Raw genomic sequence first — 22902 nt, 5'->3', positions numbered from 1 at the left:
GGCGTTCATGCGCTCGCTCCCGAAAGGATGTGGCGGGCCGCGTTCCAGCCCGGCAGGCCGGATATGCCGCCGCCCGGATGCGCGCCGGCGCTCGCGAGATAAAGGCCCTCGATGGGCGTGCGGTAGCCGGAAGCGGCGCCGGTCGGCCGGTTGACGAGGAGCTGGTCGGCCTGCAATTCGCCGTGATGCCAATGGCCGCCCGGCAGGTTGTATTCCGCCTCGATATCGACCGGCGTCATCAGGCTGGCCGCGACCACGGACTTTCCGAGGCCAGGCGCATGGCGTTCCAGCGTGTCGAGCACGATCCTGAGGAAGGCCGGCTTGCCGCTCTCCCAGCCCGCCTTGAGGCGGTAGGGCGCATATTGCACGAGTGCCGACACTGTGCAGCCGCCGCTGGGCGCCAATGACGGGTCGGCAAGGCTCGGCAATGTCACCTCCATGACGGGGTCGCTGGAGAATTCGCCGTACTTCGCCGGGTTGAAGGCCTCCTCGACCTGCTCCATCGAGCGCACGAGCACGATGCGCCCGCCGCGGGCTTCCGCCGGCAGGCCGGTGAAGTTCGGGATGCGGTCGAGCGCGAGGTCGAGCTTGGCGACATTGCCGTGGCTGCGCACGTTCTTCACCGAGCGCACGAAGCCGGTGCTGCTTTCGGCGGGATCGACGAGGTGGAGGAAGGTCGTCTGCGGGTGGATAGCCGAGACGATGACGGGGGCAACGATCTCCGTGCCGTCGCCGAGAACCACGCCGCTCGCCCGGCCGCGATCGGCGAGGATGCGGCCGACGGGCGTGCCGCAGCGCAGGGTGACGCCGGCCTTTTCGGCGGCGCGCAGGAAGGCGGGCGCGACGCGCGCCATGCCGCCTGCCGGCACGAACTGGCCGCCGGCCTTGCCCGCGACCTCGCCGGTCAGGCGATAGTAGAGGCCGAGCAGGGAGGTCGGCGAGCGGGGGCCGAGATGGATGCCGAGCGTCGCATCGAAAGCGAGGAGGCCCTTCAGCCGGTCGTCCGAAAGATATTCGTCGGCGACGTCGGCGACGTTCATCAGCAGCATGCGCAGGAAATCGCGACCCTCGCCGCGCCCCTTGCGGATGAGGCCGAAGCCGGTAGCGGCGAAGGTGGAGAGGTCGCCGAGCGAGAGCGCGCCGATCTGCGGCGGCGGGCGGCGGAGGAACCGCTTCAGGATGCCCGCCTGGAAGACCAGTTTCGTGCGCAGCGCCGCGAAGGCTTCCGCCTCCTCAGGCGAGACGCCGTCGATGCGCTCGCCATAGGCGCCGTGCAGCACGGCGGCCTTTCCCGAGCCGTCGAGAACCGTGGTCGGCAGCAAGGTATCGGCGCCGGCAAGGTCGAGGCCGATGTCGCGCGCCACGTCCGCATCGAGCCGGTTGACGAGATGGGCAAGGCCGGCGGAGCGGAAGCCGGGGGCGAACTCGCGGCCGCGCGTCGCCCCGCCCGGTTCGTTCGCCGCTTCCAGCACCAGGACCTTGCGGCCGCCTTTGGCGAGGCGGGTGGCGGCGGCAAGGCCGTTGTGGCCGGCGCCGATCACGATGGCATCAAATGACGTCATGGGCTTTGCTCATCTGTTCGGGGGAACGCTTCAGGTCGCGCAGGATCTCGGCGGCGGCGTTGCGGCCGGGCGCGCCCATCACCCCGCCGCCCGGATGGGTGGAGGAGCCGCACATGTAGAGGCCGGATATCGGGCTGCGGTACTGGGCATAGCCGGGCACCGGCCGGTTGAAGAGCAACTGGTCGAATGTGAGCTCGCCCTGGAAGATGTTGCCCTCCGTCAGGCCGACCTCGTTCTCGATCTCGCGCGGCGTGCGCACCTCCATATGCACGATGCGCTCGCGGAAGCCCGGCGAATAGTCGGCGATCTGGCCGATCACCGTCTCGGCGAAGGCGTCGCGGTCGGCATCCGTCCAGTCGCGGCCCTGGAGCTTCGGCGGGCAATACTGCACGAAGCAGCTCATGAAGTGCTTTCCCGGCGAGGCCATGGTCGGGTCGAGCGTTGTCGGGATCACCATGTCGAGGAAGGGATCGGCCGACCAGCGGCCCGCCTTCCAGTCGTCATAGGCGCGTTCCATGCGCTCGATCGAATCGGTGAAATGCATGTCGCCGCGTATGCAGGAGGAGCCTTCCGGCAGGGCCGGGAACTCCGGCAGGCTGTCGAGCGCGATGTTCACCTTGCCGGAGGAGCCGCGCATCTTGAAATGCCTGACCCGGTGGACGAAGTCGCCGGGCAGGGTGTCCTCGTCCACGAGCTTCAGGAAGGTGCGCTTCACGTCGGCATTCGAGACGACGAGGCCGGCGTTGACCTCGTCGCCGTTGGCGAGCACGACGCCGGTGGTGCGCCCGCCGCGGGTGAGGATTTTCGAGACCTCGGCATCGGTGCGGATGGTGCCGCCGGAAGCCTCGAAGGAGCGGGCGAGCGCCTGCGTCACCGCGCCCATGCCGCCGCGCGCATAGCCCCAGGCGCCGACGGAGCCGTCCACCTCGCCCATGTAGTGGTGCAGCAGGACATAGGCGGTGCCGGGCGACATGGGGCCGAGCGCGGTGCCGATGATGCCCGACAGCGCGAGATAGGCCTTGATGACGTCGGTCTCGAAATATTCGTCGAGGAAATCGGAGATCGACATGGTCCAGAAGCGCAGCGTCTCTGCCATTTCCTGCGGGCTGAACTCGCCGAACTTTCTGGCGAGATAGAGGAATTCGGAGAGGTCGCGCGGGCGAAAGCCGAAGGGATCGGGGGCGGTGCGCATCAGGAGCGGCTGGATGAAGCGGCACTGGCGCGTCACGTCGCGGGCATAGCGCTCGTAGGCCTCGGCGTCGCGTTTCGAATAGCGCGCGAATTCGCGGCGGTGGCTGTCGTGGTCGCGGTAGGAGGCGAGGTAGTCGCCGTCGCGGGTGAAGACCGCGCCGCCCTCGTAGGCGATGACCTGGAGGCCGTGTTTCGGCAGTTCCAGGTCGCGCATGATCTCCGGCCGGAAGAGGGAGCAGACATAGGAACAGTTGGAGTAGAGGAAGCCCGGGGCCAGTTCGCGGCTCGTCGCCGCCCCGCCGACCCAGCGGTTCTTTTCGAGCACCGCGACGTTCAGGCCGGAGCGCTGGAGATAACAGGCGGTAACCAGCCCGTTATGGCCGCCGCCGACGATCAGGGCATCGTACTTTTGCATTTTTGATGTCTCCCTTGTTTCTAAAAGCTGCATCAAAAGCAAAATGTTGTCCAGATATTCTGAATGATCATTCAGCAAGTATCTTGCAATCGCCTGATTATGCGCTAGAATTTCGGCCAGGGAAAAAGCGCGCCGGCCATGCGGCCGAAGGGTGACGGAGGCCATGACGGCAACGGGCAGGGACGGTGCGGCGGCGGAGCCGGAATATGACGAGGCGGCGATCCGCTTCCTCGCGGTCCTGTGGGGCGAGGGCTACCTTTCGCCGGGCGGGCCGGCGGAGGTCGACCGTGTCCTTTCGGGCGTCGACTTGAAGGGCAGGCGTGTCCTCGATTTCGGCTGCGGGGCCGGCGGTATCACGCTGCATATCGCAAGGACCCACGGCCCGGCCGAGATCGTCGGCTACGATGTGGAGCAGCCGGTCATCGACCGGGCGCGGGCGGCGGCGGCAAGTGCCGGGCTTTGCGCGGTCGCGCGCTTCGTCTCCAGCCCGCCGGGCCGCCTGCCGTTCGACGATAATGAATTCGACGTCGTCTTCTCCAAGGATGCGATGATCCATGTGCCGGACAAGGAGGCGCTGTTTACCGAGCTTTTCCGCGTGCTGAAGCCGGGCGGCGTTCTGGCCGCATCCGACTGGCTGATCGGCCATGACGGCGCGCCGAGCCCGGATATGCAGGACTACATCGCCGCCGAAGGGCTGAGCTTCGGCATGGCCTCGCCGCGCTGCTATCTTGAGGCCATGGCGGCGGCGGGCTTTGCCGATCGCAGGGTGGAGAGCCGCAATGCCTGGTATCGCGAGGTGGCGCGCGGCGAGTTGGCGCGGCTGCAAGGGCCGCTCCATGCCGAGGCGGTGGCGGCGGTGGGCGAGGCCTATGTCGCCAAGAACATCCGCACCTGGACGGCCATGCAGAAGGTTCTTGACAGCGGGGAGCATTGTCCGGCTCATCTGCGCGGCACCAAGCCGGCCGCGGGAGTTCGCCCGTGACCGTGACGATGCGCAATCCCAAAGGCAAGGTGGCGGTGAAGATGCGGGCAGGCGGGGCTGAACAGGGCTCGGGCGACGGCGAGAAGCGGGGGCGCAAGGCCTCCAAGGAGACGCGGCGGCAGCAGCTCGTCGAGGCGACGATCGATTCGCTCGCCAGGCGCGGCTATTCCGACACGACGCTCGCCGATGTCGCGGACGGTGCCGGCCTTTCGCGCGGCATCGTCAACTTCCATTTCGAGAGCAAGGAAAACCTGCTTATCGCCACGCTGCAGTTCATGTCCGAGGAATATGCGGACCATTGGAACGCGGCGCTGGAAAAGGCCGGCCCGAATGCGGCGAGCCGCGTCTGGGCGCTGGTTCATGCGGATTTCGACCGCAAGATCTGCACCAAGCGCAAGCTTGCCGCCTGGTGCGCCTTCTGGGGCGAGGCCAAGTCCCGGCCGACCTACCAGGCGCTGTGCGGCGCGCGCGACGTGAAATACCAGGAGACCGTGATCTCGCTCTGCGCCGCGCTGAAGGCGGAGGGCGATTACGCCTACGAGCCGGAGCCGATGGCGCTCTCGCTCTGCGCCATGCTGGAGGGCCTGTGGCTGCGCCTGATGATGGGCGACGGCACCACGCGGGAGAAGGCGCTGGAGGCGGCGATCACCTTCGTCGTCGCGATCTTCCCGAAGCATCTCACCTTGCAAGGACCACAATCACAATAGGGAACCCGAAACGGGGAAGGAGTACGGTATGAAGACTGCACACACGGCCAAACGCACCACGATAGCGGCATTGGCCGCCTTCCTCGCCCTCGGAAACGCCCTTCCAGCCTTTTCCGCCGATACGCTCACGGTCTTCGACTGGTCCGGCTACGAGGACCCCGCCTTCCACCCCGCCTACACGGAAAAGCACGGCGGCTCGCCGGACTTCTCGTTCTTCGGCGACGAGGAGGAGGCCTTCCAGAAACTGCGCTCCGGCTTCAAGGCCGATCTTGCGCATCCCTGCGCGCAAAGCATCGTGAAATGGCGCGAGGCCGGGCTGCTCGAGCCGCTCGACACGTCCAGGCTGGCCGCGTGGAACGATATCCTGCCGGCCTTCAAGGGCATGAAGAACCTGATGACCTCGGACGACGGCACGGCCTGGTTCCTGCCCTTCGAATGGGGCAACACGGTGCTGACCTACCGCACCGACACGGTGAAGCCGGAAGAAATCGCCTCGCTCAGGGCCTTCGCCGATCCGAAGTTCAAGGACCGCGTCTCGATCGGCGACAATGTGGACGATGCCTATGCGCTGGCGAGCCTTGCCATCGGCGTCAAGGACTGGGCGAGCCTGACGGACGCGCAGTTCGAGGAGGCCTCCGCCTTCCTGCGCGAGGTGCACAAGAACGTGCGGCTCTACTGGACCGACAATACCGACCTCAGCCAGGCGCTGGCGAGCGGCGAGGTCGATCTCGCCTGGGCCTGGAACGAGACGGCGACGACGCTGCAGGCCGAAAGCCAGCCGGTCGCCATCAAGAAGGACACCAAGGAGGGGCTGTCTACCTGGGTCTGCGGCTATTCGCGGCTGAAGGGCGGCGAAGGCAGCGCAGACCTTGCCTATGACTACCTCAATGCCGTCACCGATCCGGGCATTGCGGCCTACATGGTCGAGAGCTGGGGCTACGGCCATTCCAACGCCAAGGGCATGGCCGCCGTCGATCCGAAGATCCTCGCCGACAAGGGCTATGCGGACGTCGACGCCTTCGTCGCCAACACGCTGTTCCAGGCGCCGATCCCGACGGAGCTGCGGCAGAAGATGATCGCGGAATTCGAGAAGATCAAATCGGGGTATTGAGGGAGGGGGCGAATAGCGAATAGGGAGTAGCGAATAGTTTTGGCGTCGCTACCTTCTATTCGCTATTCGCTATTCGCTATTCGCTATTCGCTCAGATCCGCCGTATCGCCTCATCCTCCGCCAGCAACACGAACGCCTCCGGATCATAGGCCAATCGGATCTCCGCGCCGACCGGCAGGTCGTCCGCGCCGAAATTGTTCGTCTCGACCAGCGAGAGCGGCTGTTCCAGACCGTCGACGCCGACCGTCAGATGCGTGACCTCGCCGAAATAGGCGCGGTTCTCGATGCGGCCGGCAAGCTCGTGCGGGGCGCGGTCGTCGTCCCACAGGAGCCGCAGCCGTTCCGGGCGGATGCCGACGGTGACGTGGCCGTTTGTGGCGGCAAAGCCCTGCGGCTTGTCGAGGTTGACCGCGCCGAAGCGGGCGGCGTCGACCGAGACGGCATTGCCCTGTTCTCCCAGCACCTTCGCCTTCAGGAAATTCATGCCGCCGAGGAAATCGGCGACCTTGCGGGTGCGCGGGCGCTGGTAGATTTCCTTCGGGCTGGCGATCTGCGCGATGCGGCCGCCGAACATCACGGCGATGCGGTCGGAGAGCGCGAGCGCCTCGTACTGGTCGTGCGTGACGAGGATGAAGGTGATGCCGACGGCCTTCTGCAGCGTGCGCAGCTCCACCTGCATCTCCTCGCGCAGCTTCTTGTCGAGGGCGGAGAGCGGTTCGTCGAGCAGCAGCACCTTCGGCCGCATGACGAGGGCGCGGGCGAGCGCCACGCGCTGGCGCTGGCCGCCGGAAAGTTCATGCGCCTTGCGCTGGCCGAGGCCGGAAAGGCGCACCTGGTCGAGCGCGTCGCCCACCCGCTTCCTCTCGTCCTGCGCGGAAAGCCTCAGCCGTTTCAGGCCGTAGGCGACGTTTTCGGCGACGTCGAGATGGGGGAAGATGGCGTAGTTCTGGAAGACCATGTTGGTCGGGCGCCGGTTCGGCGCCAGCGCGAGGGAGGGCACGCCGTCGATGAAGATCTCGCCCGCCGTCGGCGTCTCGAAGCCGGCGATGGAGCGCAGGAGCGTGGTCTTGCCGCAGCCGGACGGGCCGAGCAGCGAGAAGAACTCGCCTTCGCCGATGGTGAGCGAGACATCGTCGAGCGCCTTATAGATGCCGTAGAACTTCGACACGTTGGCGATCTCGATCATCGGGCGGTCGGCCATGTCCGGCTCCTGTTTCTAAGGCAGCGTGAATGCCATCTGCGTGCGGCGCTCGGCCCGGCGGCGCAGGATCTCGGCGAGGGTGAGCATCAGGATGGAGGCGACGAGCATGACGGTGCCGAGCGCCAGCACGCCCGGCAGCTTCGCCGCGAAGCGCAACTGCCCCCAGATATAGACCGGCAGCGTCGGCTCGGTGCCGGAAAGGAAGAAGGCAAGGATGAACTCGTCGAGTGAGATGGTGAAGGTGACGAGCAGGCTGGAGACGATGGCCGGCGCGACGACCGGCAGCGTGACGCGCCGGAAGGTGCCGATGGCGGTCTCGCCGAGATCGTAGGAGGCCTCCTCCAGGCTGCGGTCGAACCCCTCGAAGCCGGAGACCAGCACCGACATGGCATAGGGCACGCAGAACACCGTCTGGCCGAGGATGACCGTGATCAGCGACAGTTCGACGCCCATCGCCAGCACGATCATCAGCAGCGACACGGCGACGATGATCTCCGGCAGGAAGAGCGGCGCCATGATGAGGCCGGCCGCCGCCCTCTGGCCGCGGAAGCGGTAGCGCGTGATGGCGCGGGCGGCGCAGATGCCGAGCACGGTGGAGAGCAGCGAGACGGCGACGCCGACGACGAGGCTGTTCCAGGCCGCTTGCAGCATGACCGAATTGCCGGCGAGCGAGGCGTACCACTTGGTGGTGAAGCCGGCGAGGGGGAAGGTGGTCGTCGCCGCATCGTTGAAGGAGAAGACCGGCAGAAGCAGGATCGGCAGGTAGAGGAAGAGGAAATAGAGCGCGACATAGGCCGGCAGGAACGGAAGGACGCGCAGGCGCCGCGTGAGGAGGCTCATCTGATCCTCCTGACGGTGAACTTCAGCGCGAGCACGACGGCCGCCGCCGTGAGCGAGACGAGCACCATGGTCGTGACGGAGAGGGCAGCGCCGAGCGGCCAGTTGGCGGCCTTGCCGAACTGTGCCTGGATGGCGGTCGCGATCATCACGCCGTCCTTGCCGCCGACGAGGCGCGGCGTGACATAGTCGCCGACGGTCGGGATCATCACGATCAGGAAGGCGGAGATGATGCCGGGCAGCGAGAGCGGCAGGGTGATGCGCAGGAAGGCCTTCAGGCGGCTGTCGCCGAGATCGCGCGCCGCCTCGATCAGCGTGCGGTCGATCTTCTGCAGCGAGACGTAGATCGGCAGGATGGCGAAGGCCGCCCAGCTGTGCACCAGCGTGATGACGACGGCGTTGGAATTGTAGAGCAGCGAGGTCAGCGGCTTGTCGATGAGGCCCATCGAGATGAGGCCGGTGTTCATGACGCCGCCATAGCCGAGGATGACCTTCCACGACATGACGCGCAGAAGATAGCTCGTCCAGCAGGGCACGGTGACGAGGAAGAGCCAGAGGTTCTTGTGCACCCCGCCGTGGAAGGAGATGAACCAGGCGACCGGATAGGAGAAGACGACGGTGACGATGCTGACCGTCAGCGAGATCCACAGCGAGCGGACGAAGAGGTCGCGATAGATCGGCTCGGTGAGGGCCTGCCGGTAGTTTTCCAGCGTGAAGGTGCGGTCGATGTCGAGATAGTCCTGGGTCCAGAAACTGTAGGCGATGACGATGAGGACCGGGAGGAAGAGCAGCGCCAGCGCATAGAGGAAGGTCGGCGAGATCAGGGCGAGGCCGCGGGCCTCCTCGCTGCGCATCCAGGCCTTGCGCCTCCCGGAGGAGGGCGTATCGGCAAGCGCGCCGAACGCCGCCGCCGTCATCGGCCGCAACTCCCGCCGCGACAACTCTCGTAGAGCGTGAGATTTCCCGTTCCCATGCGCCTGCGCCTTTTCGGCCTCTGCGTACTCCTTCTCGGGCACGCTGCTGTTCCCTGGTGGACAGCATGCGCCGAAATCCCCGTTGAAATCAAGCCCTGTTTCTGCAATATTGATTGAACGAACATTCAATATGATTGGGAAAATCAAAATCTTTCATATCGTTGTTCCGAGATTCTTTCTGGCAAATAATCGATGGAGAGGGACATGGCGGCAATTCCGAAGACGGCGAACGAGGACCGGCGTGCCGACGAAGCGGCCGGCGACGAACTCACCCGGCTGGCCGAGCGCCATCTGGTGCAGCCCTGGCCGGTTTCCGGCTCCATCGGCGCGGAGGCGCGCGGGCGCATCGAGGCGGGCGAGGGCATCTATGTGACCGATGCCGCCGGCCGGCGCCTGATCGACGGGCCTGCCGGCATGTGGTGCGTCAATGCCGGCCATCGCAACAGGCAACTGGCCGACGTCATGGCCGCGCAGGCGATGGAGCTCTCCTACAATTCGCCCTGGTACACGACCAACGCGCCCTCCGCCGTGCTCTCCGCCCGCCTTGCCGGCCATGCGCCCGACGGGATCGACCATGTCTTCTACACGACCGGCGGCTCGTCGGCGGTCGAGACGGCGCTGCGCTTCATGCAGTTCGCCAACAATGTGAAAGGCCGGCCGGAGAAGAAGCTGATCGTCTCGCGCCAGGGCGGCTATCACGGCTCGACGTACCTCTCCGCCTCGCTCAACGGCCGGCCGCGCGACCATGACTGGATGGACAGCGCCGGCGATCTCGTCGTCAAGCTGTCCTGCCCCGATCCGTTCCGCCGGCCGGAGGGCATGAGCGTCGAGGCCTTCTGCGATTTCCTCGTCGAGGAGTTCCGCGCGGTGATCGAGGAGAGGGGGGCGGAACATATCGGCGCCTTCATCGCCGAGCCGGTCATGGCGTCCGGCGGGGTCATCGTGCCGCCCGCCGGTTACCTGAAGCGCATGCACGCGCTCTGCCGCGCCAACGACATCCTCTTCATCGCCGACGAGGTGGTGACCGCCTTCGGCCGCCTCGGCCATGTCTTCGCCTCGCAGGACGTCTTCGGCATCGACCCGGACATGATCACCTTCGCCAAGGGCGTGACGTCGGGCTATTTCCCGCTCGGCGGGGTGATGATCGCCGGGCGCCTCTTCGAGGAATTGCGCCGCTCGAACCATTCGGAGGCGATGTTCGCGCATGGGCTGACCTATTCCAGCCATCCGGTCGGCTGCGCGGTGGCGCTGAAGAACCTCGACATCCTGGAGGACGGGCTGCTCGACCATGCGCGCGCCGTCACCGACCATTTCCAGGCGAGCCTGAAGGCGCTGGAGGACCTGCCGCTGGTCGGCGAGGTGCGCGGCCTCGGGCTGATGGCCTGCGTGGAATGCGTCGCCGACCGGGTCAGCAAGAACCCGCTGACGCTCGACCTGGAGGTCGGCAAGCGCATCGACCGGCATTGCCAGGAACTCGGCCTCCTGGTGCGCCCGCTCATCAACATGTGCGTGATGTCGCCGCCGCTCACCATTTCGCTGGAACAGATCGACGACATGGCATCGATCCTGCGCAAGGGGATCGAACTGACGATGGACGACCTGGCGCGCGAAGGGCTCTGGAAGGGCTGAGGCTCTTCGCGTTGGGCCTGCGGTGTGGTGTGGATCCTCGGGTCAAGCCCGAGGATGACGGTGGGGAGGAGGAGGCTCCCACCTGTCAAGCGGTGCGGCATGCGGCCATGTCGCTTTTGCCCGCCGTGCTTCTCTCCTATCGTCATCCTCGGGCTTGACCCGAGGACCCACGCGGCACCCACGGCCTATCGGAGAAGCCTAGCCTAGCCTTGCCGTAGCCCGGCATTGGCCTCCGCCATCGCTTTCTCCTCCGGCGCCTCCTTCAGCGTCACCACCGGCAGCACGCGGCGCAGGTGGTCGTGATGGGTGCGCACGCCGTATTCGAGGTCGGAGAGGTAGAAGCCGGCGAAGGCGTTGGAGGTCATCGCCTCGTTCGACCAGACGGTGAGCTGCACGTCCTCGGCCTGGGTGTCGCGGTCGATGCGCAAGGCGAGGTAGCGGGCGAGGCGATGGGCGCGCTCCTCCTCTCGGTAACGGTAGATGCCGCCGCGCAGCAGCGTCCGGCCGACGCCGAGCGGGAATTCCTGGTAGAACTGCACGGTCTCCGGCGTGACGGCGATGACGGCGTTCGGGAACAGGCCGAAATAGATCCAAGCCTTGCGCAGCCGCTCGGGCAGCGCATGGTTTTCCGGCGAGATCTTCACATAGTTGCGCACGCTCCAGCGCCGGCCGGCATGCGGGTTGTAGGTGGCGAAGGAGCGGCAGAGGCCGTCGACGAAGGGTTCGTCGTAATAGGTCGAGCCGTAGAGGTCCTGCAGGGCGGGATGCGCCATGGCGACGTGGTAGCCCTCGTTGTCGACGTCGCGCACGGACTTCCAGTTGACCGGCGTCTCCTGGGTCCAGATATCGCCGGTCGGCACCATCTCTTCCGTCCGGTAATGCGCCAGTTCTTCCTCGAAGGGCTTCATCAGGTCAGCGACGGAAGGCTGCGGGCCGGGCGCGAAGCGAATGAAGACGAAGCCCTGCCAGACCTCGCATTCCAGCCCCTTCAGCGCGAATTCGTTCTTGTCGAGCGGCGGGAAGCTGCGGGGGCGCGCGGCGCCGCGCAGCGTGCCGTCGAGATTGTAGACCCAGCCGTGGAAGGGACAGACCAGCGCGTTGCGGCAGCTGCCCTTCTCGTCGGCGACGAGGCGCGAGCCGCGATGGCGGCAGATGTTGTGGAAGGCGCGCACCGCGCCGTCCTGCCCGCGCAGGATCAGCGCGCGCTCGCCGACGACGTCCATGGCGAGGTAGTTGCCGGGCTCGGGAATGTCGGAGACGTGGCAGGCGATCTGCCAGTGCTCGCGGAAGACATGCTGCTTCTCCAGTTCGAGGAGGGCGGGGCTGTGATAACACCAGCCGGGAAGTCCGCTCCTGTCCCAGTCGTTCGGAACGCTGATATCGCGGATCATCTCGTTCATGTCGCTCCCCTGTATTTTGCTGAACGTTCATTCAATATAAGCACGATTTCCGTTCAAAAGGAATAGGTTGCGAACGCTGTATGTTTTCGTAACGGCAAAATCCCGGCCGCGAGGCGGCCGGGGCAGGGCGGATTCTGCGCGGAAAACCGCGCCGGTGCTGGTGTTTAACGGCAGACCTTCACGCGCTTGTAGACGACGTGTCCCCACTTGTTGTAGCGCTTGATCTTCTTCCAGAAGCAATGGCGGTGATGGCCATGGTAGTGGCTGACATAGCCGTGGTGATAGCCGCCCCAGCCATGGCCGAAGCCGATGTAGAAGCCGCCGGCCTGCGAGGGGGCGGCGAAGGACACCGCTGCGACGGTCGCGACAACGGCGGACATGATGAACTTGCGCATTTCAGTCTCCTCTCTACCAGTCAATGGACGAACCATTCATCCAGTAGGGTGACTGTCGCATGGGGGACCGGGCGGCGCTGTTTCGGGTGGAACAGGGCTCAGCGGTCGAGTTCCGGGTAGAAGCGCTCCATGTAGCTGGGCCTCAGCTTTTCGCCGATCAGGCAATCGGCCGGTTCTCCGGCGGCCGGAATGATGCGGGCGGGCGGCTCGGCGCCGCTGACTTCGAGGATCAGCTTGCGGCGGATGGCGATGGCGAAATCCTCCGGCTCCTGCACCGGCAGCACGAAGGCGCCGGGGCCGCCGATGACGCAGTTGGCATAGTAGTTGTCGAGCGAGCCGTAGGCGGCGGAGGGGCGGATCATGATGGCAAGACCGTTGATGATGATGCCGAGCGCGGTCGCCGCGTCGCGCGCCGGCGTCACCGGCGGTCCGAAATTGTTCGGGCCGTCGCCGGAAACATCGATGACGCGGCGCAGGCCGGTATAGCCGTTGGCATCGAACAGTTGCGCGCCATAGGCGATGGCGCCGGAGATCGACGTGCCGCGGCGCGTGGCGATCGGGCGGGCTTCGAGCTGGGCGGCGAAGGCGTCGGCGTCCTCCGGGCCGGAGATGATCTGCCAGGGCACCAGGGAATTGTCGCGGATCGTGCCGGCCCATTCGAAATAGCTGATGGCGATGCGGCCGGTCAGCCCGTCGCGCACGGCATTGATGAAGTCGGGGTGGCGCAGGGCATCGACGTAGCCGGCGCGCTGCACCTGCGCCTCCTCGAGGTCCATGGAGCCGGAGACGTCGACCGCCAGCACCAGCTCCACATCCACCTCCTGGTCCGCGGCGGCGAGTTCCGCGCCGGGCATCAGGCTCATCAGCAAGGCAAGCGTTGTCAGCATGGCCGTCACCTATCCGTGCATCCGGGGTTTGGAAATGTATCACGACCGGCGGAGGGAAAGGGCATGCGCTCTTCAAAAATCGGTGATGACAGGCGAATAGCCGCCGGGCTGCAACCGTCTTCCGCTGGTTCCCGCCGCATGCGGGCGGAATGCAGGCATGCCGGGGCTGAGAAAGCGGATCGACATGGTTTTCAAGGATATTCTTGCCGCTCTGCGCACCAGGATGCTCGGTCGGGCGAGCGCCGCGCCGCAGGAACTGCTGTCCCCGGAAGAGCGGCTGGTGCGCGACTACGACCTCTATCTCGTCGATCTCCACGACGAGATACCGGCCCTCGTGCCGCAGCGCGACGCCATGCGCGCCGCCTGGCGCAACGGCGATTTCGAGGCCTACCAGCGGGCTTTCGAGGCGGCGCGGGCGAGCAGCGTCATCACGGAAAGCGGCCGGCCGCTCTATTCGCTGGTGAAGGAATGGTTCGTCGAACCGTTCCTGGAACTGCCGGAAGACGAGGCGCCGGCGCATGTCGCCATGCTGGAGCCTTTCCGGGCCTTCTTCCAACGCAGCCCGTCGGCCTTTTCCGCCGCGACCTATGCCGATGCGCTGCGCGTGGCGGCCTTCGTGCAGCGCGGCACCGCCTATGGGCACCTCGTCCAGGCGGAGCAGCGGCAGAGCTGCGAGGCGCTGCTGGAGACGGCGGACGCCGTGCTCGACAGCCAGGCCGACCCGGACAATTTCAGCTGGCGGATGAGCGACTACCGCCGCTCGGCCAATGACGGCGATTTCGAGACATTCACGGCGCGCTTCGAACAGGCTTGGCAGCTCGATCGCTACAATATCGACATCTGCCGATCGCATGCCCGCATGATCATGCCGCGCTGGCTGGGGCGCGATGCGCAGGACCTCGAAAACTTCGCCCGCCGGGCGGCGGCGCTGACGCAGGATCGTTTCGGCCTCGGCTTCTACGCGCTGATCCAGCAGGCCAACACCGATGTCGGCGACCACGCGCTTGCCGATACGCTCTGCGATCCTGACATGGCGAAACAGGGCTTCGAGGACCTCCTGTCGCGCTTTCCCGCGCCGAGCGTGATGAACCTCTATGCCGACATGCTGGAGTGGATGGGCGACACCGAGGCGCTGGCCGATCTGCTCCAAACGCGCTTCCGCGTGATGGTGCCGCAGATCTGGTACGGCGATACGCGCAGCGACAAGATCGCCTATCTCTTCGCCACGCTGCTGGAGGCGGCCGAGGTGCTGGAGGCGCGGCGCGCCCGATAGGCTACAGGGCCGTCAGCTCCCGGATCGCCATGCGCTTGTAGGCCGCGACCAGCCTGTCGCCTTCCGCCCGGTCGACCGAGACGGCAAGGCGCATCGTCGCCTCGCCGAGATGCATGACGAGGAGGGCGGTCGCCTCGATCCGGGCGGCATCGGCCGTGGGGCGCAGCATCCGCAGCCGGGCGGCGAGCAGGGCGCCGTTGCGGCGGCTCTCCTCCACCTCCATGGCCCGCAGCGCCCCGTCCGCCTGCACGGCGGACCAGATGTCGCGGATGACCGGTTCGGCGAGGAAGATCGCGTAATAGGTGTCGATCAGGCTGCCGAAGGCGTCGGCAAGCGCCTCCATGCTGCCGACGGCGGCAAGGCCTTCGGCGATGCAGGCGCGGCTTTCCGCATTGCAGCGTTCGGCAAGGGCGTGCACCACGGCGCTCTTGTCGGGAAAATACTGGTAGAGCGAGCCGATCGAGATGCCCGTGCGCTGGGCGAGCTCGCTCATGCGCAGGGCGTCGCTGCCCGCCTGCGCGATCATGTCCGTCGCATTGGCGAGGATGGCGTCCACCCGTTCGCGGCTGCGTTTCTGGGTCGGTGCGCGGCGGGTCTGCGGTTCGGCCATCGGTCTTTCCGAGAGGACTTTCGATTGGTCTTGACAAATACGAGGATTTCTCACATTTTGCAAATATGAGGATTGCTCATATTTTTGGGCGGCGATGCCGCGCGCGGGGCCGGCCGACCGCCACGCGATTTTTTCGAGCGCGCCCGTGATGCGGACGAAACGGCTTCTGGAGGACCCGACCATGGCAAGCGCCTTTCCCATCCTGACCTTCCTTTCCATTCTCGCCGCGGCGCTGAATGCCGGGCTGTTCTTCATCTTCTCGGTCTGCATCATGGCGGCCTTCGCCCGCCTTTCGCCGGCCGAAGGGGCAGCGGCGATGAACGCCATCAATGCCGTCATCCAGAACCCCTGGTTCTTCTCGGCCTTCTTCGGCGGGGCGTTGCTGTCGCTGGTGCTGGCGGTCCTCGGTTTCCTGCAGGGCGGAGCCGGCGGCCTGCTGGCTGCGGCGGGTGGCGTCGTCTTCCTCCTCGCCGTCATCGGCGTGACGATCGTCTTCAACGTGCCGCTCAACGAGGCGCTCGCCGCCGCACCCGCCGGCAGCCCTGAACAGGCGGCCCTCTGGCAGCGCTATCTCGGCGTCTGGACGATGTGGAACCACGTGCGCACGGTCGGCTCGCTCGCCGCTGTCGGTTTCTTCGCGCTCGCCTTCCGTCAGGGCGTCCCGCCCGGCTAGGACCGGCTGGCGCTCCTTCCTTCCGCCTGCTAGCTCTGTTCCAGACGAATGCCGGAGCCGACCTTGCAGGACATCACCGACCTTTCCGCCCTTGCCCTTTCCGCCGCCATCGCCGAGCGTCGGCTCGACTGCCGCAGCGTCATGGCGGCCTATCTTTCCCGCATCGAGGCGATCAACCCGCGCCTCAACGCTCTTGTCAGCCTGCGCCCGGCCGATGTGCTGCTGGCCGAGGCGGAGGCGGCGGACCGGGCGCTTGCGGCGGGGGACCGTCACGGCTGGCTGCACGGCATGCCTTTCGCGGTGAAGGACCTTTCCGAGGCGAAGGGCATCCTCTGCTCGTTCGGTTCGGCCAACTATGCGGATTTCGTGCCCGACTACGACGACATCCATGTCGAGCGCATCCGGGCGGCCGGCGCCATCGTCATCGGCAAGACCAATGCGCCGGAAATGGGCCTCGGCTCGCACACCTACAATCCGGTCTTCGGCGTCACGCGCAATCCCTACGATACCGGCAGGAGTGCCGGCGGCTCCTCGGGCGGCGCGGCGGCGGGGCTGGCGGCCCGGCTGCTGCCGGTCGCCGACGGCAGCGACATGATGGGCTCGCTGCGCAATCCCGCCGGTTTCAACAATGTCGTCGGCTTCCGCCCGTCCTTCGGCCGGGTGCCCTCGCTCAACACCGAGCTCTTCCTCGGCCAGCTCGCGGTCAACGGCTCGATGGGGCGCAGCGTCGCCGATGCCGCTGCCCTCCTGGCGACGCAATCCGGCCACGATCCGCGCGACCCGCTGTCGCTTCCCGACGATGGCCTCGCGTTCGATGCCGACCACGATCTCTCCGGCGCCCGCATCGGCTGGCTCGGCGATTTCGGTGGCTACCTTCCCTTCGAGCCCGGCGTGCTGGAGCTTTGCGGCGCCTCGCTCGACGTCTTCCGGCGGCTTGGATGCCGCGTGGAGGAGGTGCCGCCGGGCTTCGACATGGCGCGGCTCTGGCAGACCTGGCGCACGCTGCGCCACTTCCTCGTCGCCAACGGCCAGGCGGCCGACTACGCCGATCCGGACCGGCGCGCGCGCATGAAGCCGGAGATGATCTGGGAAATCGAGAACGGCCGGAACCTCTCGGCGGCGGAGGTCTATGCCGCCTCGCTCGGCCGCAGCGACTGGCTGCGCCATGTCATGGGCCTGTTCGAGACCTACGATTTCCTGATCCTGCCCTCCGCCCAGGTCTTCCCCTTCGAAGCCGGGCTCGACTGGCCGAAGGCGATCGCGGGGCGGGCGATGGATACCTATCATCGCTGGATGGAGGTGGTCATCGGCCCGACGCTGGCCGGCCTTCCCGTCGCCGCCATGCCGGCCGGTTTCGGCGCGAACGGATTGCCCGCCGGCATCCAGATCATCGGCCGCCCGCGGGCCGACCGCGACGTGCTGGCCGCCGCCGCGCGCTACGAGGCGGCCACCGACTGGCTTTCCCGGCATCCCCAGTTCTAGGGATACGCGGACTTTCGACACGCCCGCGCCGCATTCTCGTGAAAGGCAGCTTTGCCGGATGTTGAGGACCGTCCGGCAGACTCCTTCAAAAACGCGAGGCGCCGTTTAGGAATTGCTTACCATATTTCGCCATTCTTTGCTCGTTCGGCAGAAGCCCGGGACGCGTGATCCCGCCGCCTGCCGCAAGCGTAACGGCTTCCGGAGCGTGTTTTCCGCGGCCGCGTCGAGTAACGAGTATCGGGTAACGAGTATTATGGCGTCTGTATACAGTTCCGCGCGTTCCGCGTCGAAATCCCGCCGGGGGGGTATCCTTCTCAGCACGTTCTTGGCTTGCGGCGTCATCGCCGGTTCCGCCTGGGCTGTCGTCTCGACGCTCGGCGCAATGCAGGATGCGGCTTCCCTGCTTTCCGAGGGCAAGAAGACAATCGCCGCTTCCCTTCACGGCAAACCCGTTTCAACGGAGAAGAACCACACCGAGCGCATGGTGAAGGTCGCGAAGTTTTCGCGGCTCTCGTCGCCGTCGGAAAGCGAGCTGCGCCAGAAGCAATTGACCGCGGAGGCCATCCAGGTCGCTCATCAGCGCCGGATTTCCATTCAGCTCGCCGCCGCCGTCAAGCGGGAGAAGGCGAAGGCGGCGATGATCGAGGCAGCCATCGCCCGCGCCGAGCGTTCCGTGGAAGACGAAAAGCGGATCACCGGCCAGCCGGCCATGGTGACGGCGCTCGTCGAGGACGTTTCCGCCCGCAAGGACATCCAGCCCTTCGGCCTCGTCATGCAGAAGCCGGAGGCGGAGGAGGAAAACCTCCTCGGCCAGATCCCGCTGCCGGAGGCAAAGCCCGCGCTGGAGACGGTCACCATCGAAAAGCCGGCGGTGGAGGAAAAGCCCGTCGCGCGCACCAGGCGCGAGGATGCGAAGACCAGGGACAAGGAAGACGTCGCCCTCGTCAAGCCCGAGCGCTCGCTGTTCGGCGACCTCTTCAAGAGCAAGGGCGGCAGCGGCACCGGCTGGCCGGGCCGCGGCACGAAGGTCGCGATCTACGATGTCTCCAACGCGACGGTCTACATGCCCGACGGCACGAAGCTGCGTGCCCATTCCGGCATCGGCAAGATGCGCGACAATCCGCGTTATGAGCATGTCAAGATGAACGGGCCGACGCCGGCCGGCATCTATCGCCTGAAGATGCGCGAGCGGCGCTTCCACGGCGTCGAGGCGATCCGCATGACGTCGATCGACGGTCGCGATCCGAAGAACCGCACGGGTCTTCTGACGCACACCAACCTGCTGCGCGGCCAGAAGGGCTCGCATGGCTGCGTCGCCTTCCAGAACTACGAGCCGTTCCTCAACGCCTTCAAGCGCGGCCATGTGACCATGCTGGTCGTGGTGCCGGAACTGCCGTCCTCCCGCATGCAGCTCGCCGCGCTCTATCGCAAGGCCGGCGCCTGATTGCTCTCATGGGAGGCGGTGGCACCCCCCTCTGCCCTGCCGGGCATCTCCCCCTCAAGGGGGGAGATTGGGTGGAGCAGCGTTTCGCTTCTCTCTTTGTCGTTGCCGATTGAGCAAGATTTTCGCCTCTTGCCGATCTCCCCCCTTGAGGGGGAGATGCCCGGCAGGGCAGAGGGGGGAACAGCGGTAAAGATCAAGCCGGCTCAGGCCCTTTCGACGAAGCCGTCCAGCACGCGCTTTTGGCCCGCGCGGTCGAAATCGATCGTCAGCTTGTTGCCCTCGATCGCCGCCACGTTGCCGTTGCCGAATTTCATGTGGAAGACGCGGTCGCCGATCGCAAATTTCGACGGCTCGCTCACGGTCGATTTCGCCACGAGCTCGCCGTCGATGGTGCGCGCGCGCGGCCCGCTCTCGCCATAGCCGATGCGCTCGACCGCATGGCCGGAGCGTGAGCCCCAGTTGTCGCGCGTCGCATCGGTGCGGTTCGCCTGGGCACGCCGCCAGCCGGGCGTCGAATAGGCGTTCTGGAAAGGCTCCTGCTTGTCGAAGCGCGACTGGCCGTAGCCGCCGCGGCCGTAACCGCCATAGGACTGCTCGACCTCGGCCACCTCGACATGGGCTTCCGGCAGTTCGTCCAGGAACCGCGAGGGCAGGGTCGTCTGCCAGAGACCGTGGATGCGGCGGTTCGAGACGAACCAGATGTGGCAGCGGCGCTTGGCCCGCGTGATGCCGACATAGGCGAGGCGGCGTTCCTCCTCCAGCCCCGAGCGGCCGCCCTCGTCGAGCGAGCGCTGGTGCGGGAAGAGGCCTTCCTCCCAGCCGGGCAGGAAGACGGTCTCGAATTCGAGGCCCTTGGCCGAGTGCAGCGTCATGATCGAGACGGCGTCGAGGTTCTCGTTCTGCTCGGCATCCATGACGAGCGAGACATGTTCGAGGAAGCCGCGCATCGATTCGAAGGCCTCCATCGAGCGGATGAGTTCCTTGAGGTTTTCGAGGCGGCCCGGCGCCTCGGCCGACTTGTCGGCCTGCCACATGGCGGTGTAGCCGCTCTCGTCGAGGATCTGCTCGGCAAGCTCGGTGTGCGGCATGGTCTCCAGCAGCGACTGCCAGCGGCGGAAATCGGTGACGACGTCGAAGAGGGCCTTGCGCGCCTTCGGCTTCAGCTCGTCCGTCTCGATGATATCGGCGGCGGCGGCGAGCATGGGGATGTCGCGGGCGCGCGCATAGTCGTGCAGGTTGCGGATCGTCGTATCGCCGAGGCCGCGCTTCGGCGTGTTGACGATGCGCTCGAAGGCGAGGTCGTCGGCCGGCTGGCTGACCAGGCGGAAATAGGCGAGCGCGTCGCGGATCTCCAGCCGCTCGTAGAAGCGCGGGCCGCCGATGACGCGGTAGTTGAGGCCGAGCGTGACGAAACGGTCTTCGAATTCGCGCATCTGGAAGGAGGCGCGCACGAGGATCGCCATGTCGTTCAGCTTATGCTCCTTGCGCTGGAGCTGTTCGATCTCCTCGCCGACGGCGCGGGCCTCTTCCTCCGAATCCCAGGCGGCGTGCACGACGACCTTGTCGTCGTCGGGATCGCGCCGGTCGGTGAAGAGCGTCTTGCCGAGGCGATCCTCGTTGTGGGCGATGAGATGGCCGGCGGCGCCGAGGATATGGGCGGTGGAGCGGTAGTTGCGCTCCAGCTTGATGACCTTCGCGCCCGGGAAATCCTTCTCGAAGCGCAGGATGTTGTCCACCTCCGCGCCGCGCCAGCCGTAGATCGACTGGTCGTCGTCGCCGACGCAGCAGACGTTCTGCGGCGTGCCCTTCGGCCGCTGGGCGAGCAGGCGCAGCCACATGTACTGCGCGGTGTTGGTGTCCTGGTACTCGTCAACGAGGATGTAGCGGAATTTCTGGTGGTATTCGGCCAAAACATCCGGATTGGCGCGAAACAGGCGGATCGGGTGCAGCAGGAGGTCGCCGAAGTCGCAGGCGTTCAGCGTCTTCAGGCGGTTCTGGTAGGCGACGTAGAGTTCGCGGCCCTTGCCGTTGGCGAAGGCACGTGCGTCGCCCTCGGGGATCTGCGCCGGGTCGAGGCCCTTGTTCTTCCAGGTGTCGATCATGCCGGCGAACTGTTTTGCCGGCCAGCGCTTGTCGTCGATGCCTTCTGCCTGGATGATCTGCTTGATCAGCCGCACAACGTCGTCGGTATCGAGAATGGAGAAATCCGACCGGAGGCCGACGAGTTCGGCATGGCGGCGCAGCAGCTTGACGCCGATCGAGTGGAAGGTGCCGAGCCAGGGCATGCCCTCGACGGCGCCGCCGACGAGGAGGCCGATGCGCTCCTTCATCTCGCGTGCCGCCTTGTTGGTGAAGGTCACGGCCAGCATCTGGCTGGGGAAGGCGCGGCCGGTGGCGAGGATATGGGCGATGCGGGTGGTGAGCACGCGCGTCTTGCCGGTGCCGGCGCCGGCGAGCACCAGCACGGGGCCGTCGAGCGTTTCCACGGCCTCGCGCTGCTCGGGGTTGAGGCCGGAGAGATAATCCGGCGCCCGGTGCGCATCGCGCGCCGCCATGGCGCGCGCGGCGATGCCGCCGGCGGGCTTGGCCGGAGGCTTGCCGGCCAGCTGCGGGTCCTCGTCGAAGAAGGGAATGTCGTCGTAACCGCTGATCATGCGGCTCAATGTAGTGATTCGGTCCCGAAAGGCCAGTTTTCCGTTCTGCTTTTATTCCGCGGGGAAGAAGAATGGCCGCAGGATTGTGGAAAGCGGCGGCCTTCAGGCCCTTGCGCGGTCGGCGTCGAAGACGTCGTCCACGGGCACCTGCAGGGCGGTGGCGAGCTGGTTCGTCTTGCCGGCGAGCGAGACGATGGACAGCAGCTCGGCATAGTGCGCATCCGTCATGCCCTTGGCTTTCGCGGCGGCGGTGTGGGAATGGACGCAGTAGCTGCAGCCGTTCGTCACCGAGACGGCGATGTAGAGCATTTCCTTGACCAGCGGATCGAGCGCCGAGGGCGTCGCCATGACGGCCTTCACCTCCGCCCAGGTGCGCTCCAGCAGCGCCGGGTCGAAGGCGAGGTAGCGCCACATATTGTTGACGAAGTCCGATTTGCGGGTGGCGCGGATGTCGTCGAACACCGCCTTGACGCGCGGGTCGGCTTCCATATCGTCGGCGGGCTTGACGGTGCTCATGGTTCCTCCGGGGGAATGGGCCGGCGGCGGAACCGCCGGCCGGATGGGGATCAGGCCAGCGCGATGGCGCGGGTCGGGCCGCCCGTGCCGCCGCGCACCTTGGGCGCGCCGACGATGAGGGTCGCGCCCCTGGCCGGAAGCTCTCCCAGATTGGCGGCCGCCTCAAGCCCCCAGTGGCCCGAGGCGAGCCAGGAATAGTGCGTCGCGAAATCCGGCGAGATGCCGTAGTCGAGCGAGAGCGTATCGACGGCGATGCCGACCGCGCTCGAATTTTCCGCGAGATACTGCACCGCTTCGACATGGAAGCCGGGGAAGTGCATCTTTCCCTCGCCATCGGCATTGCGGAACTTGTCGGTGCCGAGATGCTTGTCCCAGCCGGAAAGCAGCGCGACGCAGGCCTTTTCCGGCAGCTCGCCGTTGGCCGCGATCCAGGCCTTGATGTCGTCCGGCGTCAGCTGCGCATCGGCATTGGCGGCGGCCTTCTCCCGGATGTCGATGATGGCGAGCGGCACCACGAGATCGGAGACCGGGATTTCCGCCACCGACTTGCCGTCCTCGGAGAAATGCAGCGGCGCGTCGAGATGGGTGCCGGTATGCTCGTTCACGCGCAGTTCGAAGAGATTGAACTTGTGTTCCTTGTAATTGAACTTCTGCTCGCGCCAGAACTGCTGCTCCCCAAAAAAGGTCGGAAATTCCTCGTAGAGCTCATGGGTGAGGTCCGTTGCCTTCGTCGGCGCCTGGGCGAGCGCCGGGCTGAGCGCCCCGGAGCTTGCGGCCGCGACCGTGGCAGCGCCCGCGGCAGCGGCGCGGAAAAAGCTCCTCCTCGAAAGCATGCGGTTCTTGACGGTATCGATGACGCAGGCGTCACACATGGAATTCCCCCTGTCGTTCAATGCGTTGATGAAAGAATACTGAAATAGGGCTTGGCCGCCGGGGCCGGGAAAAAGCTACCACAAGCG

The 22902-nt window shown here is 66.3% G+C and carries 20 protein-coding genes; 8 read left to right on the top strand and 12 right to left on the bottom strand.

The annotated features are described in order from the left end of the window. Positions 1 to 5: 5 nt before the first annotated feature. Complete coding sequence (locus tag AABQ55_RS16820; protein ID WP_272805823.1) at positions 6 to 1562, bottom strand: phytoene desaturase family protein; 1557 nt, start codon at positions 1560 to 1562, stop codon at positions 6 to 8. Beyond that, a complete protein-coding gene (locus tag AABQ55_RS16815; RefSeq protein WP_272805822.1) occupies positions 1549 to 3168 on the bottom strand; it encodes a phytoene desaturase family protein in 1620 nt (539 codons plus the stop codon). The genes AABQ55_RS16820 and AABQ55_RS16815 overlap by 14 nt, the downstream gene beginning before the upstream one ends. A gap of 163 nt (positions 3169 to 3331) precedes the next feature. On the opposite strand from AABQ55_RS16815, the gene AABQ55_RS16810 reads away from it, so the two are divergent. Genes AABQ55_RS16810 through AABQ55_RS16800 form a run of 3 tightly spaced genes read left to right on the top strand, consistent with a single transcriptional unit; the run spans position 3332 to position 5968 of the window. Continuing rightward, positions 3332 to 4150: a methyltransferase domain-containing protein gene (locus AABQ55_RS16810; RefSeq protein ID WP_272805821.1), complete on the top strand. Its 819-nt coding sequence runs from the start codon at positions 3332 to 3334 to the stop codon at positions 4148 to 4150. Positions 4151 to 4191: 41 nt separating this feature from the next. After that, a complete protein-coding gene (locus tag AABQ55_RS16805) occupies positions 4192 to 4857 on the top strand; it encodes a TetR family transcriptional regulator C-terminal domain-containing protein (RefSeq protein WP_272807482.1) in 666 nt (221 codons plus the stop codon). A gap of 28 nt (positions 4858 to 4885) precedes the next feature. Next, a complete protein-coding gene (locus AABQ55_RS16800; protein ID WP_272805820.1) occupies positions 4886 to 5968 on the top strand; it encodes an extracellular solute-binding protein in 1083 nt (360 codons plus the stop codon). Between the two features lie 91 nt (positions 5969 to 6059). Here the strand turns inward: AABQ55_RS16800 and AABQ55_RS16795 are convergent, their stop codons facing one another. From AABQ55_RS16795 to AABQ55_RS16785, 3 genes are read right to left on the bottom strand one after another with little or no spacing between them, the layout of a single operon-like run. Then, positions 6060 to 7154: an ABC transporter ATP-binding protein gene (locus AABQ55_RS16795; protein ID WP_272807481.1), complete on the bottom strand. Its 1095-nt coding sequence runs from the start codon at positions 7152 to 7154 to the stop codon at positions 6060 to 6062. A 30-nt stretch (positions 7155 to 7184) separates the two neighbouring features. Continuing rightward, a complete protein-coding gene (locus AABQ55_RS16790) occupies positions 7185 to 8009 on the bottom strand; it encodes an ABC transporter permease (RefSeq protein WP_272805819.1) in 825 nt (274 codons plus the stop codon). Continuing rightward, positions 8006 to 8923 carry an ABC transporter permease gene (locus AABQ55_RS16785; RefSeq protein WP_272805818.1) on the bottom strand — a complete coding sequence of 306 codons (918 nt, stop codon included), beginning with the start codon at positions 8921 to 8923 and terminating at the stop codon, positions 8006 to 8008. The genes AABQ55_RS16790 and AABQ55_RS16785 overlap by 4 nt, the downstream gene beginning before the upstream one ends. 261 nt (positions 8924 to 9184) lie before the next feature. On the opposite strand from AABQ55_RS16785, the gene AABQ55_RS16780 reads away from it, so the two are divergent. Further along, on the top strand, positions 9185 to 10609 hold the full coding sequence (locus AABQ55_RS16780; RefSeq protein ID WP_272805817.1) for an aminotransferase: 1425 nt from the start codon (positions 9185 to 9187) through the stop codon (positions 10607 to 10609). A gap of 203 nt (positions 10610 to 10812) precedes the next feature. Here AABQ55_RS16780 and AABQ55_RS16775 read toward each other — a convergent pair whose 3' ends face one another. From AABQ55_RS16775 to AABQ55_RS16765, 3 genes are all read right to left on the bottom strand, one after another. Continuing rightward, the gene (locus AABQ55_RS16775) at positions 10813 to 12009 is read right to left on the bottom strand and encodes an aromatic ring-hydroxylating oxygenase subunit alpha (RefSeq protein WP_272805816.1); all 1197 of its coding nucleotides are present in this window, start codon (positions 12007 to 12009) and stop codon (positions 10813 to 10815) included. Between the two features lie 164 nt (positions 12010 to 12173). After that, positions 12174 to 12404 (bottom strand): hypothetical protein, encoded by a 231-nt coding sequence (locus AABQ55_RS16770; protein WP_272805815.1) that lies wholly within the window; start codon positions 12402 to 12404, stop codon positions 12174 to 12176. 98 nt (positions 12405 to 12502) lie between these two features. After that, positions 12503 to 13291: a DUF1194 domain-containing protein gene (locus AABQ55_RS16765; RefSeq protein ID WP_244766735.1), complete on the bottom strand. Its 789-nt coding sequence runs from the start codon at positions 13289 to 13291 to the stop codon at positions 12503 to 12505. Between the two features lie 157 nt (positions 13292 to 13448). Here AABQ55_RS16765 and AABQ55_RS16760 point away from each other — a divergent pair, with 157 nt between their 5' ends. Beyond that, on the top strand, positions 13449 to 14564 hold the full coding sequence (locus AABQ55_RS16760) for a hypothetical protein (RefSeq protein ID WP_272805814.1): 1116 nt from the start codon (positions 13449 to 13451) through the stop codon (positions 14562 to 14564). A 1-nt stretch (position 14565) separates the two neighbouring features. Here the strand turns inward: AABQ55_RS16760 and AABQ55_RS16755 are convergent, their stop codons facing one another. Beyond that, positions 14566 to 15174, bottom strand: coding sequence for a TetR/AcrR family transcriptional regulator (locus AABQ55_RS16755; protein ID WP_272805813.1), 609 nt, complete (start codon positions 15172 to 15174; stop codon positions 14566 to 14568). A 181-nt stretch (positions 15175 to 15355) separates the two neighbouring features. Between AABQ55_RS16755 and AABQ55_RS16750 the strand changes: the two genes are divergently transcribed. The 3 genes from AABQ55_RS16750 to AABQ55_RS16740 all read left to right on the top strand — a co-directional run bounded on the left by AABQ55_RS16750 (position 15356) and on the right by AABQ55_RS16740 (position 18773). Continuing rightward, positions 15356 to 15847: an anthrone oxygenase family protein gene (locus AABQ55_RS16750; RefSeq protein WP_272807480.1), complete on the top strand. Its 492-nt coding sequence runs from the start codon at positions 15356 to 15358 to the stop codon at positions 15845 to 15847. A 63-nt stretch (positions 15848 to 15910) separates the two neighbouring features. Then, positions 15911 to 17329 carry an amidase gene (locus AABQ55_RS16745; protein ID WP_272805812.1) on the top strand — a complete coding sequence of 473 codons (1419 nt, stop codon included), beginning with the start codon at positions 15911 to 15913 and terminating at the stop codon, positions 17327 to 17329. Positions 17330 to 17654: 325 nt separating this feature from the next. Further along, positions 17655 to 18773: a DUF2778 domain-containing protein gene (locus tag AABQ55_RS16740; protein WP_272805811.1), complete on the top strand. Its 1119-nt coding sequence runs from the start codon at positions 17655 to 17657 to the stop codon at positions 18771 to 18773. Between the two features lie 203 nt (positions 18774 to 18976). On the opposite strand, the gene AABQ55_RS16735 is transcribed toward AABQ55_RS16740, so the two are convergent. From AABQ55_RS16735 to AABQ55_RS16725, 3 genes are all read right to left on the bottom strand, one after another. Next, positions 18977 to 21427 carry an ATP-dependent helicase gene (locus AABQ55_RS16735; protein ID WP_272805810.1) on the bottom strand — a complete coding sequence of 817 codons (2451 nt, stop codon included), beginning with the start codon at positions 21425 to 21427 and terminating at the stop codon, positions 18977 to 18979. Between the two features lie 102 nt (positions 21428 to 21529). Continuing rightward, a complete protein-coding gene (locus AABQ55_RS16730; RefSeq protein ID WP_272805809.1) occupies positions 21530 to 21943 on the bottom strand; it encodes a carboxymuconolactone decarboxylase family protein in 414 nt (137 codons plus the stop codon). A gap of 50 nt (positions 21944 to 21993) precedes the next feature. Beyond that, a complete protein-coding gene (locus tag AABQ55_RS16725; protein ID WP_272805808.1) occupies positions 21994 to 22815 on the bottom strand; it encodes a cyclase family protein in 822 nt (273 codons plus the stop codon). Positions 22816 to 22902 lie beyond the last annotated feature (87 nt).

The sequence above is a fragment of the Shinella sp. WSD5-1 genome, assembly GCF_963942435.1.
Taxonomy (GTDB): Bacteria; Pseudomonadota; Alphaproteobacteria; order Rhizobiales; family Rhizobiaceae; genus Shinella; species Shinella yambaruensis.
This window is presented reverse-complemented; position numbering and strand designations above follow the sequence as displayed.